The sequence below is a fragment of the Paenibacillus sp. FSL R7-0312 genome (assembly GCF_038004445.1).
Classification (GTDB): Bacteria; Bacillota; Bacilli; order Paenibacillales; family Paenibacillaceae; genus Paenibacillus_AQ.
Window position 1 is genome coordinate 2651806 of sequence record NZ_JBBORE010000001.1, and the last position, 15734, is coordinate 2667539.

Consider the following 15734-nt stretch of genomic DNA (forward strand, 5'->3'; position numbering starts at 1 on the left):
CGGCGGATATCCTCCGGATGAAAGAAAGTAAGTAAGACGCAGTGATGATTCGTGAACGTTAGCGGATGCTTACGGAGCGAGTTTTACACGAAGAAATGCTCTGCGGTGAATGCTCGCAAAACTTAAGTTTATGCTTCCGAAGCGAGTTTTACTGCGATGAGAATGCCTGATGCTAAGCTTCGTAAAACTTTTAGGGAGGTGAATGGCTGCTCCACAGCCCCTCGCAGGGGAGCGCCGAGACACCATGGCCGACAAAGCTACAATCGTCCTCTTTTCCCATGTTTCCAATACACGCAGTATTACGGGTGCGGAGAAGCTGCTGTTATTCTTCAGCCGGGAGCTGTCTCCTTACTTTAATTGTATCCTCGTAGCCCCGCAGGACGGGAAGCTGACGCGCCTGGCCCGGAGCTACGGAATCGATGTCCAGCTGTTATCTATTCCGCTTGTCTATGGAATGTACACTCCATATGCCGGCCTTCCGGCAGACATCCGCAAGCTTCAGGAGAGCCGGGAGTATCAGGAGCTGAGTGACTGGCTTGCAGGTGTGCGCCCGTCGTTCATTATTTCCAGTACCTGTGTGCACGCGCTGCCGCCGATGGCCGCGAAATCGCTGGGTATTCCGGTGGTTTGGAAGATCTCCGAGACTATTACGGATAACGAGTTCACTCCGATCAGCGTGGAGCTGATCCATAACTACAGCGATGAGATTCTGGCTATCTCGCAGACGGCTGCGGCTTGCTTCCCCGAGGATATCCGTGAAGGCAAGGTAACCCAGCTTCCCCCTTCCTGGAATGAAACGGAAATGATGTTTGAGGCCTGGAGCAAGCTCCGGGGAGAACGGCGGAATGAACTGAAGATAGCACCGGAGGAACCGCTGATCGGTTATGTCTCTTCCTTCATTAATAAAGAAAAAGGTCTGGAGCATTTCGTCAAAATGGCTGTCCTTGTGCATGAGCAGCATCCGGCAGCCCGTTACATTGTAGTGGGCTCCCCTGGAGACAAAAGCTATTATGAGCGCTGTGTCCGCAAAGTGAAGCTGGAGGGGCTAACCTCCCGGTTCAGATTTGTCGGATATGAAGAATGTCTGCCCGCAGCCTACTGCGCCATGGATCTGCTGGTCGTTCCCAGCCTGATCCGTGAAGGCTTCGGCATGACGGCGCTCGAAGGCTATGCCTTCGGCAAGCCGGTGGTCGCTTATGATTCCGGCGGCTTGCGGGAGATTCTGAACGCTGCGGGCTGCGGTGAGCTGCTTGTGCCTGCGGCCAACATCGGTGCGCTGGCCGAGCGGGTGAACACGCTGCTGGCCGCTCCGGCCATGGCGGCGGCCATTGGCAGCCTGGCGCGGGAACGCATCGAGGCCGTCTACGGCCCGGCGGCTTACCGCGCCCGCCTGCACGGCTTAGCGGAGAGGTGGCATCTCCGCTACTGCCTCGCGCCGCCGCAAGTCAGCGGCGCCGAAGAAGCCCCGCCCGCAGCTCCGCCGGCGGGCGGGGAGGACGCCCCCGCGGCAGAGGCGCCGCGGGTACGCCCCTCGCGCCGCGCCGCACGGCTGCGGGGCGCGAGGCTCCGGCGCGGCAGGCTCCGCCGCGCCAAAGCCCGGGCGCGCGCGGCGGGAACGCGCCCGCGCCGTAAGAAGCGCGCGGCAGGCTCCGCGCGCCGGAAGTCCAGCGGCGGCGGCAAGCACCGCCGCGCGGGCCATGCGCGCCGCCGGGGAAGACGGCGGCGCAAGGCGGCCTGAGGTCCGCGGGGAGTCCGCGGACCGGCACTTTGCCGGCGCTGCGCCAGCCTCCGCCGGAATCGCGCCAATCAGGGGCACAAATGCCCCTGAATCCGCCCAACCCGCCGGAACCGCGCCAATCAGGGGCACAAATGCCCCTGAATCCGCCCAACCCGCCGGAACCGCGCCAACCAGGTGCACAAATGCCCCTGAATCCGCTCCACCCGCCGGAACGGCGCCAATCAGGGGCACAAATGCCCCTGAATCCGCCCAACCCGCCGGAACCGCGCCAATCAGGTGCACAAATGCCCCCGAATCCGCTCCACCCGCCGGAATCGCCCTAATCAGGGGCATAAATGCCCCTGAATCCGCTCCATCCGCCGGAATCGCCCTAATCAGGGGCATAAATGCCCCTGAATCCGCTCCACCCGCCGGAACCGCGCCAATCAGGGGCACAAATGCCCCTGAATCCGCCCAACCCGCCGGAACCGCGCCAATCAGGGACACAAATGCCCCTGAATCCGCTCCACCCGCCGGAACCGCGCCAATCAGGGGCACAAATGCCCCTGAATCCGCCCAACCCGCCGGAACCGCGCCAACCAGGTGCACAAATGCCCCTGAATCCGCCCAACCCGCCGGAACCGCGCCAATCAGGGGCACAAATGCCCCTGAATCCGCTCCACCCGCCGGAATCGCCCTAATCAGGGGCACAAATGCCCCTGAATCCGTTCCACCCGCCGGAATCGCCCCAATCAGGGGCATAAATGCCCCTGAATCCACCGCTCCTGGCGGCGAGCCGGCACCGCCGCTGCGCCGGACCGGCGCCAGCTCTGACAGAACCGCCTGCCCTTCCTTAAGGGCAGGCCATAATCAAAGGGGAGTGAACCCATGAAGATCATGACGATTTTGGGCACACGGCCCGAGATCATCCGCCTCAGCGTCATCATTCCGCTGCTCGATGAGCATGCGGAGCGGCATCTGCTGGTGCATACGGGACAGAATTTCACGGCCAGCCTCAGCGGGATTTTCTTCGCCGAGCTGGGACTCCGCGCACCGGACTATGTGCTGCAGGATAAGCAGGCCGGACTCGGGGGCCAGCTGGCCGCCATGTTCGGGAGCCTGGAGAGTATCCTGCTTCAGGAGAAGCCGGACCGGATTCTGCTGCTCGGCGATACCAACAGTGCACTGTGTGCAATCCTTGCCGAGCGGATGGGTATTCCTGTCGTACACATGGAAGCAGGCAACCGCTGCTACGATTTGAAAGTGCCGGAGGAGAAAAACCGCCGTGTCATAGATGCCGTCTCGACCATAAATATGCCTTATACCCAGCAGAGTAAAAGACATCTGCTCAGCGAAGGATTTCCCAGCCAGCGTATCGTGTTAACCGGCAATCCGATCCATGAGGTGATTACGCATTATGAGGAGCAAATCGGGTCCAGTGATATTTTATCCCGGCTGAACCTTGAAGCAGGCCGGTATTTGCTGGTGACTGCCCACCGGGCCGAGAATGTCGATGATCCTGAATCCCTGCTCCATATTATGTCGGGACTTAACCTTGTGGCTGAACATTATGGACTCCGCCTGATCTGCAGCATCCATCCCCGTACACGCTCCAAGCTTACGGAGCAGTTCCCGCTGACGATGAACCCGCTGGTGGAATTCCATGAGCCCTTCGGATTTTTTGATTTTGTCCATCTGGAGCGTTATGCGCTGTGCGCCATTACGGACAGCGGCACCGTTCAAGAGGAATGCTGCCTGATGGGGGTGCCGACAGTGACCATCCGCCGGACCACAGAACGTCCGGAGACGGTCGATTGCGGAAGTAATGTAGTGTCCGGCATAGATCACAACAGCATTCTGCGCTGCACCCGGCTGATGACGTCGCTTAAGCCTGCTTGGGAGGCGCCGGAAGGGTACCTGACCCCCGATGTCTCGGTTAAAGTAGTTAAATTTCTGCTTGGAGGGAACCTGCATGTTCAATAATAAACGGATTCTGGTCACAGGCGGTACCGGTTCCTGGGGGCATGAGCTTATCCGGCAACTGCTGCCGCAGCATCCCAAAGAAATCATCGTATTCTCCCGCAGCGAGTCTGCACAGGTAGCCATGAGCCGTGAATATGAGGATAAGCGCCTCAGCTTCGTCATCGGCGATATTCGTGACAAGGATGCCCTCGTGGCTGCATGCCGTGGAGTGGATTATGTGTTCCATCTGGCGGCGCTCAAGCATGTTCCTGTCTGTGAAGACCAGCCGTACGAGGCGCTGAAGACCAATGTGGTCGGCACGCAGAATGTAATCGAAGCAGCGATTGCCAATAATGTGGAAAAAGCGATCTACATCTCCACCGACAAAGCAGCGAATCCGTCTAACTTCTACGGCATGACCAAAGCGATCGGTGAGAAGCTGTTCGTATACGCCAACCTGATCGGTTCAGGCACCCGCTTTGTAACGGTGCGCGGCGGCAATGTTCTGGGTACGAACGGCAGTGTCGTTCACTTATTCATGAAGCAGATCAAGGACAAGGGACAAGTGCGGATCACAGATATGAATATGACCCGCTTCTTCTTCACCCTGCGCGATGCCATCACGCTGCTGTTCAAAGCCTCTGAGGTCAGCATCGGCGGCGAGATCTTCGTCATGACCATGCCAACCTGCCGGATTGTGGATTTGGCGGAGGTACTAATCGAAGCTTCGGGCAGAAGAGATGTCAGTATGATCGAGGCTGGAATCCGCCCGGGGGAAAAAATCCATGAGATCCTCATGAGTGATTTCGAGAGCTTAACTACCGTTGTCTACGATGAGCAGTATCTGGTTATTCTTCCTACTCTGGATATGCCGGAGCTGAAGGAGCACTACCGCAAATATCCGCATGTGTCCTTCAACAGCTTCAGCTCGGAGAACAATCTGATGGATCAGGCAGAGATCAAGGACATTCTGATCCGGGGAGGGTTCCTCAAGTGAAGCTGCTTATCCTCGGCGGAAACGGTATGGCGGGTCACATGCTGGCGGATTTTTTTCGCCGCCAGGGCAAACATCACGTCTTCCATACAACCCGGGATAAGAACGATCTTGGCGGGCTGTATGTGGATGCCGATGATATTGCCGGCGTAGAGAAACTGGTCGAAATCGTCTCTCCCCATTGCATGATTAATGCAATGGGTGTACTGAATCAATTCGCCGAACGTGACGTAATCGGCGCTTACCATGTCAACGGATTCCTTCCCCACCGTCTGCGGCGGGCAGCGGACAGCGTCCATGCCCGGCTCATCCACATCAGTACCGACTGCGTGTTCGAAGGAACACGCGGCGGGTACACGGAAGAGGATGCCACTGACGGCACATCCGTTTATGCCATCACCAAAAGCCTTGGAGAAGTGCGTGACCCCGGCCACCTGACGATCCGCACCTCCATTATTGGTCCCGAAATCCGCTCCGGCGGCATCGGGCTCATGGAATGGTTCCTGGCCCAGAAGGGCCGGGTAACCGGCTATGAACGTGTGATGTGGAACGGAGTCACCACACTGGAGCTGGCCAAAGTGATCAGTTCCCTGCTGGACGCTGATCTGTCCGGGCTGATCCATCTGGCCCATCCCCGGCCGGTGAGCAAATATGAACTGCTGCAGATGATGCAGTCTGCATTTCATAAGGAGGATGTCGAGATCATCCCCGAACGGATACATGTTCAGGACCGGACGCTGGTCAACACCAGGAGCGACGTGAACTTCGAATTACCGTCTTATCCCGAGATGCTTGCGGAGCTCGCAGACTTTATGCACGGCTCAGAGATGCCGACATGAAGGGCCGGAGGCTGCTGATAACCGGAGCCGCCGGCTTTACCGGCAGGCATGCCGTAGCTTATTTTGCGGCTGAGGGAGCTGAAGTGACCGCTGTGGTACGCCGCTGCGCAGCGGAAGCTTCCGTCTTCCCGGCAGGCGTTCAGCAATATATCTGTGATCTCGGCGACCGTAAGGCTGTCGCCGGGATGATTGGAGAGGTCATGCCGGATCAGGTGCTGCACCTGGCAGGCAAGAACTCGGTTCCGGAGTCTTGGCAAGACCCGCTGCTCTATATGGAGACTAATGTAATGGCTACATTGTATTTGCTTGAGGCGCTGCGTTTCCAGCCGGCCAGCCGTATCCTGGTGGCCGGCTCCCGGCTTAAATACAGACCGGATTCCGCGGCAGGTCCGCCACATCCCTACAGTCTCAGCAAGACGCTGGAGGAACTGGTGTCGCTGGCCTGGGGGACGCTGTTCAAACAGCCTGTTCTGATGGCGGAGCCCTCCAATCTGATTGGTCCCGGACCGTCCACCGGCTTCTGTTCCTTACTGGCACGGCATATTGTGCGCAGTGAAGAGGCGGCCGCTAAGGGGGAAGCCCGGCCTGCAGCATTCAGGCTGTCCTCGCGGCATGTCCTGCGCGACTTTCTGGATGTGCGTGATGCCGTTAGAGCTTATGGCTATATTCTGGATCAAGGAGAGACCGGGAAGATCTACCGGATCGACTCCGGGGCGCAGCGGGAGCTTGGGGAGATTGCCGGGAAGCTGCTGGCTCATGCGGCGGTTCCGGTGGAGATGGACTGGGGACCGCAGCATGCAGAGGAAGGTCAGGCTGCTGGTTCCCCAGCATCTGCCGTTCCAGTGCAGCCTTCCTCTGCATCTGCTGATAGAGAAGTACTGCAGGAAGAACCTGAGGACAATGCCGCCGTTCTCGGCTGGAAGCCGGGGATCGGTCTGGACCGGTCACTTGCGGACATTATCGGCTATACAAGGGCCGGCAAGGAAGGAAGAATATGATGAAGCCCAGAGTATCGGTAATCATTCCCTTTTATAATTGCCCTTATATTGAGCAGGCGCTGCAAAGCGCCTTGGCTCAATCCTGGCAGCCTTATGAGATTATCGTGGTTGATGACGGATCATTCATGCATGCAGAGCGCATTACCCCATATTTGCAGCATATTCACTACCTGGGCAAAGCCAATGGTGGTACTGCCTCCGCACTGAATCACGGTATTGCCCATTCTACAGGGGATTATGTGGTGTGGCTTAGCTCGGATGATATGTTCTATCGTGACAAGATCAACAACCAGGTTCTTTTCATGGAGCAGAACCGTTTGCTGATCACATACACCAATTTCAACTTCATCAACGGGGATTCGCAGCTGACCCAGCTGAATGCAGCAGCCGTGTTTCATAACCAGCTGGACTACTTGCGCTGTTTCCTGCAGGGTAATCCCATCAACGGCTGCACCGTGATGTTCAAGCGGGAAATATTCGGAGCCATAGGCCTGTTCAATGAAGGTCTTCCGTATACCCATGACTACGATCTGTGGTACCGGGCTATCCTGAACGGTTACGCTCCGGTCATGCTTAATCAGTCATTAACGGCTTACCGCCGGCATGACGGTATGGGGACGATCAAACATTATGATGTCGTCATGGCTGAAGCCGCTGCGACCAATGCCCGCTATCATGCCCCGCTGAGTCGCTTGATTGCTTCCATGGGCGGTTAAGCAGGGGTAGAAGAAAGAAGCGGGTGCAACGAATTAAGCCCATGCTCCGGAAGTGAATTGAAACGGATACCGGCCTATTAAGGACGACGTAGCCGTTTCTCCACTTAGAAGCAAATTCACAGGAAGCCGGGCTCACAGAACTTTTAGGAGGGAAAGCATATGTACCGGGAAATAGAAGTGAAAGACTTCCTGCCGGTCCTGCTGGAGCAGCTGAAATTCTCCGAGAGTATCCTGGATATCGGCAGCGGTACCGGTACGCTGCTGGAACGATATGAGGCGGCTGTTGTGCTGGGGCTGGATATCCACAGACCTTATCTGCTGCACCGCAAATACAAGTCCCCGCATATCATTCCGGTACATGCCGATGCCAGCCATATTGATAAGCTGTTTCTGCCGGGAACATTCTCTGCGGTCACGCTGATTGATTCCCTGGAGCATTTCTCGATGAGAGAGGGCATGGAGCTGCTGCGGAAAGCGGAGATCATTGCTTCGAACCGGGTAGTCGTATTTACGCCGCGGGGGTTCTTCCCGCAGGAGGGAACGGATCATTTCAACCTGCACGGAGAGGTTTACCAGAAGCACTGGAGCGGCTGGGAGCCTGAGGATTTCCTGAAGCTGGGCTACGCTGTAACCGTTCTGAAAGGCTACCATCATGCGGAGAATCCTTCATTCCGTGAAGCGTTTGGCGAGAATCACGCACCGCTGGATGCTCTGCTGGCCTGCAAAACAGTATAAAACGAATCGGGAAGGAGGTAAGCACATGATTCCAAAAACCAAGGTTTCGGTGGTGATTCCCTTCTACAATTGCCCTTATGTGGATCTGGCGGTGAAGAGTGTACTGGCTCAGAGCTACACGGACATTGAGCTGATCGTTGTCGATGACGGTTCTACACGCTATTTGGAGAAGCTTGAGGCTTACAAGGACAATATAATGTATATCCGCAAAACCAACGGCGGCACGGCCTCGGCGCTCAACATGGGAATCCAGGCGGCCAGCGGAGCTTATTTTGCCTGGTTAAGTGCTGACGACCTGTTCCACCCGGATAAAATCAAAAGGCAAATGGAAGCCATCCGCAGCTCTGGAACCTCCTTCAGCCATACGGCCTATTACTATATCAATGAGCTCGGAGAGCGGTTCGCAGGAGTCACGAGCAAGCCGTTTCGTAACAGGGGCGATCTCATTGAGACCATGATGTCGGGCTGTCCGGTAAACGGCAGCTCGGTTCTGCTCGACATGGAGATTTTCAATAAGGTAGGACGGTTTAACGAGAAATTCCTGTATACACAGGATTATGATCTGTGGCTGCGTATCCTGCCGCATTATGAATGGTCCTATATCGAGGAGCCGCTCCTGGATTACCGTGTGCACAAAGAAATGGGCTCTGTCATACACAGTGAAGCGCAGAACCGGGAGATTGCTCTGGTGCAGAGCAGACATCAGGGCATTCTGACGCAGCTGCTGAGAAAGGAGAGAGGGAAATGAGACTGACATTCCCGGTTCTGACGTTGTCCAGAGGCGGTGCACAACGGATGCTGGCCGAGCTGGCCAACCGTCTGGCGGAAATCGGCCATGAGGTGGTTGTGCTTATACCCAGTCACGGCATTGTGGAATATGATATGAAATGTCCCATTATTACAGCACCGGCAACGATGCTGACTGAAGATGATTTTCCATACGGGGATGTGATCATCTCCAACTACTATACAACGGTGCCGGTTGCAGAGCGGGCCAGTGAACAGGGCAAGGGGCTGCATATCCGGCTGGCCTTATGCTATGAGCCGACTTTTTTACCCAATAACAATCTGTCGTTCGCCTCTTATAATATCACCCGCAACCTGCTTGTACTCTCGCGCTGGCAGCAGGAGATCATCCGGATTAATCATGGCATTAAGGGCAGAATTGTTCCAATCGGTCTAAGCCCTGTTTTCACAAATACCCATTTACGCGGCAGCGGCGGGAACAAGATTGTCGTCTCGGCCATTATGCGCCGTCCCGAGGGCGGGTTCTCCAGTCACCGGGAACAGGATTATCTGCTTCAGCAGCTGGACATAGTGAGACAGCGACATCCTGAAGTGGAGATATATATTATTACGCCCCCGTCGGAATATGCTTCCTCAGAGACGCTGCAGGCGCTGCTCGGGGATGGACGGTTTCAAATACGTACTCCGGGCAATGATTCTGAGCTGTCGTATCATTACAATGAGAGCGACATATTTGTCAGCTCCAGCACCCACGACACCGGCTCATTGCCGGGGCTGGAAGCTATGCGCTGCGGTGCCGCGCTGGTCACCGTATATTCCGGGGGCAATCTCGAATACTGTGTACACGGGCATAACTGCCTGATGTCGTACCGTTACGAGAACCGGTTGGCCGAGGATGTCTCTTCACTTGTTAACAATAAAAAGCTCCGTCAGCGTCTGTCCGCGAGAGGGGAGCTCGACTCGGGGCGCTTCACCTGGGAGAGAAGCATGCAGATCTTTCAGACAGAGCTGTTTGAGATTGTATCTAAACAGGGCGGATAACCCAAAAGAACCTTCAAAACCCGGAAGCGGTACGGGGTTGAGGGTTCTTTTTCACGTTACCTTCAGAAGATGGAGAAGGAATTCAACATTTCACGGAAGGATCGGGCATACTGTTCGAATCCAAAACGGGATACCATATGCTCCCGGCCCTGCCTGCGGATGGCTTCACGCAGCGGTAGGTTGTTCATCAGCTCCAGCCCTTCGTTTACAGCCGCTTCCACATTGCCGATCGGATAGAATTTGCCTGTAATGTTATGGGTAATGAACGATCTGACCCCGTCAGAATCTGTGCTGAGTACAGGGCAGGTGCAGCAGATGGCCTCGGCTACAGCATATCCAAAGCCTTCTGTGATGGAGCTCGACAGCAGGAAGCCTCCTGAACCGGCGATAGATGAGTAATAGACCGGCATAATATGATTGGGAATGTTTGTGAACACACTAAGGCGGCCTTTCAGACCCAGGGATTGCAGCTCTCTGTTAAATTGCTCCTTCTGGTCATCTGCAGCGAGATCGGGATCGTGGAACATCCAGAGATGAAGATCTGGCTTGTGGAGCCGGATCTGATGGGCGACCTTCAGATATTCACTCCAGTTTTTATTGGTTTCCAGCCGCCCTACCCAGGCGATGACCGGATCCCGGGGCGGTTCACCGGGGATATGCTGGAAGGACTGCACATCCACAATGTTGGGAATGACATACCGGTGCAGCCAGGGACAGATCTCGATAAACAGCTCCAGTAAATGATCTGTGGGGGGAATCAGTACGGCATTGCAGTAGGAGCGGAGAAAAGGTACAGCATCAATAATCAGATTCCTCGCATCACTGCGCTTGCCAAGTCCCTGAGATTCATATATCAGAATACGGTCATACCCCAGCCGGCGCAGACGTTCCAGCAGTAAATAGTCTGAGGTTACAATAATGGCATCATAATTATGCTTATCCAGCACCGCTTTGATTCCTGCATCCTCTGATGTGATAAACACCGGGAAGTTCCCCTGGTTGTGGCTTCCGGATCCCGGCATGAGGTAGAGCACATGGCATTCGATGCCGCTTTTCTGAAGATTCTCACACCGCAGCTTGTTCAGTGTCTCTACCCCGCCGCTTGGTACATAAAACGTGAATAAAACCTTCAAGATTACCCCTCCTGACATTAACCCTGCGGAGAAACACAGTCTGCTGTTTATAAGATACGCCAAGTTTCACTTACACGTGACGGTTAAAGAGCGATGTGCCAAATCCTTTCAGGATAGCTTGGCAGGGCAGAGGCCATGCTAAAGCTTGTTACGCTGCACTTAACTTTCTATGACGGGGGATGAACGGATGTTACGATCGAAATTCGGTTTAACGGTTTCTGCTGCGCTGCTGCTGGGCGCGGTGAGTATTACAGGATGCGGTGCGAATAACTCTGCAACAGGCAATACGGTGGAAACGAAAAATGTACGGGGGACGGACGGACGTATTCACGTCAACGCTGCTCAGAACGGAATGCGTGCGAATTCCTTTGACAGTATGGAGATGAGCGAGGAACTGGCGAACCGTGTGGCGGCCATGCCGGAAGTCCGTTCAGCTAATGTAATGCTGGTAGGCAAAAGCGCCTATGTAGCCGTAATGCTGGAAGATGCGTCCGGAGGAGTCCATGCCAAGAATACCCGGGGAATCCAGTCGTACAGCTATGGCAGTACCGGCGGCAGCGGCACATCCGGGATGCTGAGCGGTACGGGCAAACCGGCAGGCGGACTGGAAACAGGGATAGGCGCCGGAATGGGTGGAATGGATAACAGTATGCGTACCGGTAGAGGAACTGCAGCCGGTAATCCGGGCATGACAGGAACAGGCGGTTCTATTGCCGGAATTCCGGGAAGCATGACAGGTACGGGTACTGTAGGTGGTACGGGCATTGCAGATCCGGAGAATTATCTGGGGAACGGCAACAACGGTATCATGTCCCGCAGCAATATGGTCGATGGACGCCAAATGAAACGCGACATCGATGAAAGCCTGGGCAATACCATCGGAATCCGCAATGTGGCGCCGGGTAACGGAACCGCGATTACGGATAAAGACACGCTTACCCAGGACATGAAGGATAAAATCGCCGCAGAAGTTAAAAAGGGGAAGACAGACCTTAACAATGTGTATGTCTCGGCCAACCCCGATTTCGTTGAGCGGGCAGATTATTACGCGCAGGAATTCCGTGCAGGGCGTCCGCTTAAAGGCTTTGCGCAGGAATTCCGCACGATGGTCGAACGGATTTTCCCTACACGCAGCGGGTATTAAGCATTAAACATTAAGGGTGAAGCGTTAAGCATTAAGTAAACTGCCCTGTCTCAATTAGGCTAGTATTCCAGAGGAATATGATGCTTATTCAGCATGAGGGCATAGCATAGCACAGAAAACAAACAGCCAAGCAGCCACCGCTTCCGAATCCGGGACCGATGTTCTGCTTGGCTTGCTTATACATATATAGAATGGATCAGGGCAACAGCAGAAACAGCTCGCAGCTTACCCGATTTCAGCCTCAGCCTCCAGCTTGCGTCCGCCAATCCACACTCCGCGCAGATTCAGCTCATCATCCAGCAGCAGGATATCGCCGCGTTTGCCTGCCTCCAGCGAGCCGATAGACCGCTGCATGCCGAGCGACACCGCAGGGGTAAGGCTTGCTGCCTGTGAGGCCTCCTGCAGGCTTAGGCCGATCTCCTGAACCAGATAGCGGAAGCCGCGGATCATGGTCAGTGTACTGCCGGCGAGCGACTCAGGATGCTCCTTCAGCGTGGCAATCCCGCCGCTGACAATAACGGGCAAATCGCCGATGGCGTATTCCCCGTCGCTGAGTCCGGTCGCCGACATGGCGTCTGTGATCAGCAGCAGGTTATGTTCGTGCTTAAGCCGGGCGATAATACTGATCGTTGCCGGATGAACATGTATGCCGTCGGCAATAACCTCCGCGCGGATGCGCGGATCGAACAGGACGGCACCTGCAGTTCCCGGCTTCCTGTGATGCAGCGGCGTCATGGCGTTGAACATGTGCACAGCCTGGTTTAGGCCGGCATCTGCAGCGGCGATAACCTCTTCGAACGAGGCATCCGTATGGCCGAGCGCTGCCGTAATTCCATGCTTCCGCAGCCACTGGATAGCTTCCAGAGCGCCCTCACGTTCCGGGGCCAGTGTAACTTGGCGAATCATCCCCGGATACCGGGCTTCCCATTCCTCCAGCCATAACGTATTGGCCGGAACAATATGCCCGGGATTCTGAGCCCCGGGCCATTTCGGGCTGATGAACGGACCTTCCAGATGTACGCCTGCCAGCTGGGCATAAGGCATGCCGCCTTCAGCGGAACGATAAGCATTCACTTCAGACAGCACGCGGTCAATGTCATCCTTGGCGGCAGTCATAGTTGTAGCCAGCATAGATGTTGTGCCTTGCGAAGCATGGAAGCGTGTAATGGTATCCAGTGAATCCGCATCGCTGTACATGAAGTCATGACCGGCTCCCCCATGCACATGTACATCAACAAATCCGGGAATTAGCAGTCCTTCAGGCTCAGGTGAAGTCCCCTTCTGCCAGTTAGCATAGGCTGCCGGAAGCCAGGCGGCCTCCCCGGCATATTGGATCAGGCCTTCGGAGACGGCGATTACGCCCTTTTGGATGACTCCGTCAGGAGTAAGTACTTTGCCGTACAGCAGTTCAGCGGATGAAACGTTTATTTCAGCCATTTTGCTGCTCCCTTATCAAGCAGGACCACTACATTCGGATGACTCTGCAGCAGCGAGGCGGGGCATTGGGTAGTGATTGGACCCTCCAGCGCATTTTTTACCGCTTCCGCCTTCTCTTCTCCGCGCACCAGCAGTACAATCTGCTTGGCCTTGAGAATACCGCCGATCCCCATCGTTACGGCCTGCCGGGGCACATCCTCCAGCTTATCGAAGAAACGGGCATTCGCTTCCAGTGTTTCCTCCAGCAGGTCAACGACATGCGTGCCGCTGCTTAGGCTGGCATCCGGCTCATTGAAGCCGATATGGCCGTTGCTGCCGATGCCGAGAATCTGCAGGTCCACAGGACCGTTATCTTCCAGCATCCGGTCATAAGCCAGACATTCGGCATCCAGATCCGGCGAATTTCCGTTAGGGACATGGGTGCGGGCCAGGTCAATATCGATATGATTGAACAGATGCTCGTTCATGAAGCTTCTGTAGCTCTGCGGATGATCTACGGGCAGACCGACGTATTCATCAAGGTTATAGGAGGAGGCTTTGGCGAAGCTCACAATGCCCTTGCGGTGCATCTCCACCAGCTTCGCGTATACGCCCACCGGAGAGCTTCCGGTAGCCAGACCCAGCACGGCCTTGGGATTGCTCTGCAGCAGGCTGGCAATCAGGTTCGCCCCGGTTACTGCTAAATCTTCTTCGTTCTGGAATTTCAAAATATTCATTAAGATTGTCCTCCCCGTTTATGACGGTAGTGTTGTACATTCAGATACGACTGCTCCAGCTTGGGAATGAAATCCCCGAACCGGGTGCTGACCATGCCGGTGAACAGAATATCGATGATATGCAGCTGGGCAATTCTTGATGCCATGTCGCCGCGCCGCATTCCCTGCTCCAGCGAGGAAGAGAACAGTGGGATATCGGCAAGTGTTGCCAGTGTGCTGCTTCCGTATGAGGTTAATGAGACAGTCGCCGCGCCGCTTGCCGCAGCACAGGTTAACGCATCGATCGTCTCCGGGGTTTCACCCGAATAAGAAACCGCAAACGCGACATCACCGGCCGCGAGCGAGGAAGCGGAAGTAATCTGCATATGCGAATCGGCAAAAGCCGTGCAGTTCACGCCGATGCGGATCAGCTTCTGATAGAAATCCTGGGCGACAATGGATGAGGTCGCCATTCCGTACAGATCCACCCGCCGTGCCCGGCAGAGCAGATCGATCACGCTCTGCAGCCGTCCGAGATCAAGCAGTGAGGTGGTATCCCGGATGGAGGCCAGATGATTGGCCTGCATCGCCTCCACAATGAACGGCAGCGGATTGCCGGCCACGATATCCTGGTAAGAGGAGCCGCCATCCTGCGGCGAAGCGTCGCTATGGGCGAGCTCAGCCGCCAGCTTGACTTTGAAATCAGGGAACCCTTTGAAATGCAGCACCTTGCAGAACCGCGTAATGGTTGCCGGGCTGATGCCGCACTCTTCGGCCAGATCCGTAATCCCCATATGAACAATTTCCCCAGGAGAAGCCAGTATGCGCTCTGCCAGCTTGCGTTCCATTTGCGACAGCTTGGGCTTGTCATGCTCCAGGGCATGCAGAATTGGAGACAAGTACTCACCTTCTTTTCTTTCTTTTCTTTCTTTTCTTTCCTTTGTAATCCTGTAGTTTGTTTGTACTTATGTTGCGCTAAAGCTGACGCTGATTTCTGTGTGTTGCGGAATAGATGAGCAGTGAAGCTGAAATGATATCTGAAATTATTTTAACAAATATACAAATAATAAAGAAAATTATTTTCATAATCAGAATAAAACAAATCGCTCAAGGATGCAATAGTGAGTTTGCCCTAAGTGCGCGGGAGCCATGCCGGGCTGGAGATATGTCCGCCGGAGGGGAGCCAGTTGGAAATGTATCTGGCGTAGACGCGTATGCCGGGACGCACCTAGTCGTAGACCTGCCTGCCGGAGGTCGTCTGATGTAAGCGTGTCTGCTGGAGATATGTCCGCCGGAGATGCGCTTGTCTGGGGACGGCTCTCCGAAGAGGGCGTTTGCTGGAAATGTGCCGATAATGCATCTGCTGGAGACACGACCGCCCGCCGGGAAATTAGTTGGATTTTCGTTATCTAAACCAGTTATATTCTGCTTTTTTTTGAATTTAAGTGGATTTATGTTACTTAATTCTACTCATATCTTCGTTGTTTCCTATTTGAGTGAAATTAAGTGTTGTTATTCCAACTATGATACTGCAAACAGGGTTGCTTCCATTATTAGATGACGTTTTTCCACTTAA

At 55.1% G+C, this 15734-nt stretch carries 14 protein-coding genes; 10 read left to right on the plus strand and 4 right to left on the minus strand.

The window, feature by feature from the left end; genetic code table 11:
- The first annotated feature begins 244 nt into the window (after window positions 1–244).
- The 9 genes from MKX70_RS11720 to MKX70_RS11760 all read left to right on the plus strand — a co-directional run bounded on the left by MKX70_RS11720 (window position 245) and on the right by MKX70_RS11760 (window position 9749).
- Window positions 245–1738 (plus strand): glycosyltransferase, encoded by a 1494-nt coding sequence (locus MKX70_RS11720; protein WP_052416715.1) that lies wholly within the window; start codon window positions 245–247, stop codon window positions 1736–1738.
- Between the two features lie 867 nt (window positions 1739–2605).
- The gene (wecB, locus tag MKX70_RS11725; protein ID WP_042239248.1) at window positions 2606–3700 is read left to right on the plus strand and encodes a non-hydrolyzing UDP-N-acetylglucosamine 2-epimerase; all 1095 of its coding nucleotides are present in this window, start codon (window positions 2606–2608) and stop codon (window positions 3698–3700) included.
- Window positions 3690–4676 (plus strand): polysaccharide biosynthesis protein, encoded by a 987-nt coding sequence (locus tag MKX70_RS11730; RefSeq protein WP_042239245.1) that lies wholly within the window; start codon window positions 3690–3692, stop codon window positions 4674–4676. The genes wecB and MKX70_RS11730 overlap by 11 nt, the downstream gene beginning before the upstream one ends.
- Window positions 4673–5512: a dTDP-4-dehydrorhamnose reductase family protein gene (locus MKX70_RS11735; RefSeq protein ID WP_042239242.1), complete on the plus strand. Its 840-nt coding sequence runs from the start codon at window positions 4673–4675 to the stop codon at window positions 5510–5512. The genes MKX70_RS11730 and MKX70_RS11735 overlap by 4 nt, the downstream gene beginning before the upstream one ends.
- On the plus strand, window positions 5509–6510 hold the full coding sequence (locus MKX70_RS11740) for an NAD-dependent epimerase/dehydratase family protein (protein ID WP_340782861.1): 1002 nt from the start codon (window positions 5509–5511) through the stop codon (window positions 6508–6510). The genes MKX70_RS11735 and MKX70_RS11740 overlap by 4 nt, the downstream gene beginning before the upstream one ends.
- Window positions 6510–7226: a glycosyltransferase gene (locus tag MKX70_RS11745; RefSeq protein ID WP_340790133.1), complete on the plus strand. Its 717-nt coding sequence runs from the start codon at window positions 6510–6512 to the stop codon at window positions 7224–7226. Before MKX70_RS11740 ends, MKX70_RS11745 begins: the two co-directional genes overlap by 1 nt.
- A gap of 159 nt (window positions 7227–7385) precedes the next feature.
- Window positions 7386–7961 carry a class I SAM-dependent methyltransferase gene (locus tag MKX70_RS11750; protein ID WP_039309731.1) on the plus strand — a complete coding sequence of 192 codons (576 nt, stop codon included), beginning with the start codon at window positions 7386–7388 and terminating at the stop codon, window positions 7959–7961.
- A gap of 25 nt (window positions 7962–7986) precedes the next feature.
- Window positions 7987–8709, plus strand: a complete 723-nt coding sequence (locus MKX70_RS11755) for a glycosyltransferase family 2 protein (RefSeq protein WP_340782864.1) — start codon at window positions 7987–7989, stop codon at window positions 8707–8709.
- The gene (locus MKX70_RS11760; RefSeq protein ID WP_340782867.1) at window positions 8706–9749 is read left to right on the plus strand and encodes a glycosyltransferase family 4 protein; all 1044 of its coding nucleotides are present in this window, start codon (window positions 8706–8708) and stop codon (window positions 9747–9749) included. The genes MKX70_RS11755 and MKX70_RS11760 overlap by 4 nt, the downstream gene beginning before the upstream one ends.
- Before the next feature lie 62 nt (window positions 9750–9811).
- Here MKX70_RS11760 and MKX70_RS11765 read toward each other — a convergent pair whose 3' ends face one another.
- The gene (locus MKX70_RS11765) at window positions 9812–10882 is read right to left on the minus strand and encodes a glycosyltransferase family 4 protein (protein WP_340840053.1); all 1071 of its coding nucleotides are present in this window, start codon (window positions 10880–10882) and stop codon (window positions 9812–9814) included.
- A 187-nt stretch (window positions 10883–11069) separates the two neighbouring features.
- Here MKX70_RS11765 and MKX70_RS11770 point away from each other — a divergent pair, with 187 nt between their 5' ends.
- A complete protein-coding gene (locus MKX70_RS11770) occupies window positions 11070–12026 on the plus strand; it encodes a YhcN/YlaJ family sporulation lipoprotein (RefSeq protein WP_340840054.1) in 957 nt (318 codons plus the stop codon).
- 225 nt (window positions 12027–12251) lie between these two features.
- On the opposite strand, the gene nagA is transcribed toward MKX70_RS11770, so the two are convergent.
- The 3 genes from nagA to MKX70_RS11785 are packed head-to-tail and all read right to left on the minus strand — an operon-like array spanning window position 12252 to window position 15057.
- Window positions 12252–13463: an N-acetylglucosamine-6-phosphate deacetylase gene (gene nagA, locus MKX70_RS11775; protein WP_340782871.1), complete on the minus strand. Its 1212-nt coding sequence runs from the start codon at window positions 13461–13463 to the stop codon at window positions 12252–12254.
- Complete coding sequence (gene nagB, locus MKX70_RS11780; protein WP_042239218.1) at window positions 13451–14179, minus strand: glucosamine-6-phosphate deaminase; 729 nt, start codon at window positions 14177–14179, stop codon at window positions 13451–13453. The genes nagA and nagB overlap by 13 nt, the downstream gene beginning before the upstream one ends.
- On the minus strand, window positions 14179–15057 hold the full coding sequence (locus MKX70_RS11785) for a MurR/RpiR family transcriptional regulator (protein ID WP_042217199.1): 879 nt from the start codon (window positions 15055–15057) through the stop codon (window positions 14179–14181). The genes nagB and MKX70_RS11785 overlap by 1 nt, the downstream gene beginning before the upstream one ends.
- Window positions 15058–15734 lie beyond the last annotated feature (677 nt).

Excerpts from the sequence above, each read along its gene's own strand:
- MKX70_RS11755 (WP_340782864.1), top strand. The coding sequence starts at position 7,987 with ATGATTCCAAAAACCAAGGTTTCGGTGGTGATTCCCTTCTACAATTGC.
- nagB (WP_042239218.1), bottom strand. The coding sequence starts at position 14,179 with ATGAATATTTTGAAATTCCAGAACGAAGAAGATTTAGCAGTAACCGGG.
- MKX70_RS11760 (WP_340782867.1), top strand. The coding sequence starts at position 8,706 with ATGAGACTGACATTCCCGGTTCTGACGTTGTCCAGAGGCGGTGCACAA.
- MKX70_RS11750 (WP_039309731.1), top strand. The coding sequence starts at position 7,386 with ATGTACCGGGAAATAGAAGTGAAAGACTTCCTGCCGGTCCTGCTGGAG.
- MKX70_RS11745 (WP_340790133.1), top strand. The coding sequence starts at position 6,510 with ATGAAGCCCAGAGTATCGGTAATCATTCCCTTTTATAATTGCCCTTAT.
- MKX70_RS11730 (WP_042239245.1), top strand. The coding sequence starts at position 3,690 with ATGTTCAATAATAAACGGATTCTGGTCACAGGCGGTACCGGTTCCTGG.
- MKX70_RS11740 (WP_340782861.1), top strand. The coding sequence starts at position 5,509 with ATGAAGGGCCGGAGGCTGCTGATAACCGGAGCCGCCGGCTTTACCGGC.
- MKX70_RS11720 (WP_052416715.1), top strand. The coding sequence starts at position 245 with ATGGCCGACAAAGCTACAATCGTCCTCTTTTCCCATGTTTCCAATACA.
- wecB (WP_042239248.1), top strand. The coding sequence starts at position 2,606 with ATGAAGATCATGACGATTTTGGGCACACGGCCCGAGATCATCCGCCTC.
- MKX70_RS11770 (WP_340840054.1), top strand. The coding sequence starts at position 11,070 with ATGTTACGATCGAAATTCGGTTTAACGGTTTCTGCTGCGCTGCTGCTG.
- nagA (WP_340782871.1), bottom strand. The coding sequence starts at position 13,463 with ATGGCTGAAATAAACGTTTCATCCGCTGAACTGCTGTACGGCAAAGTA.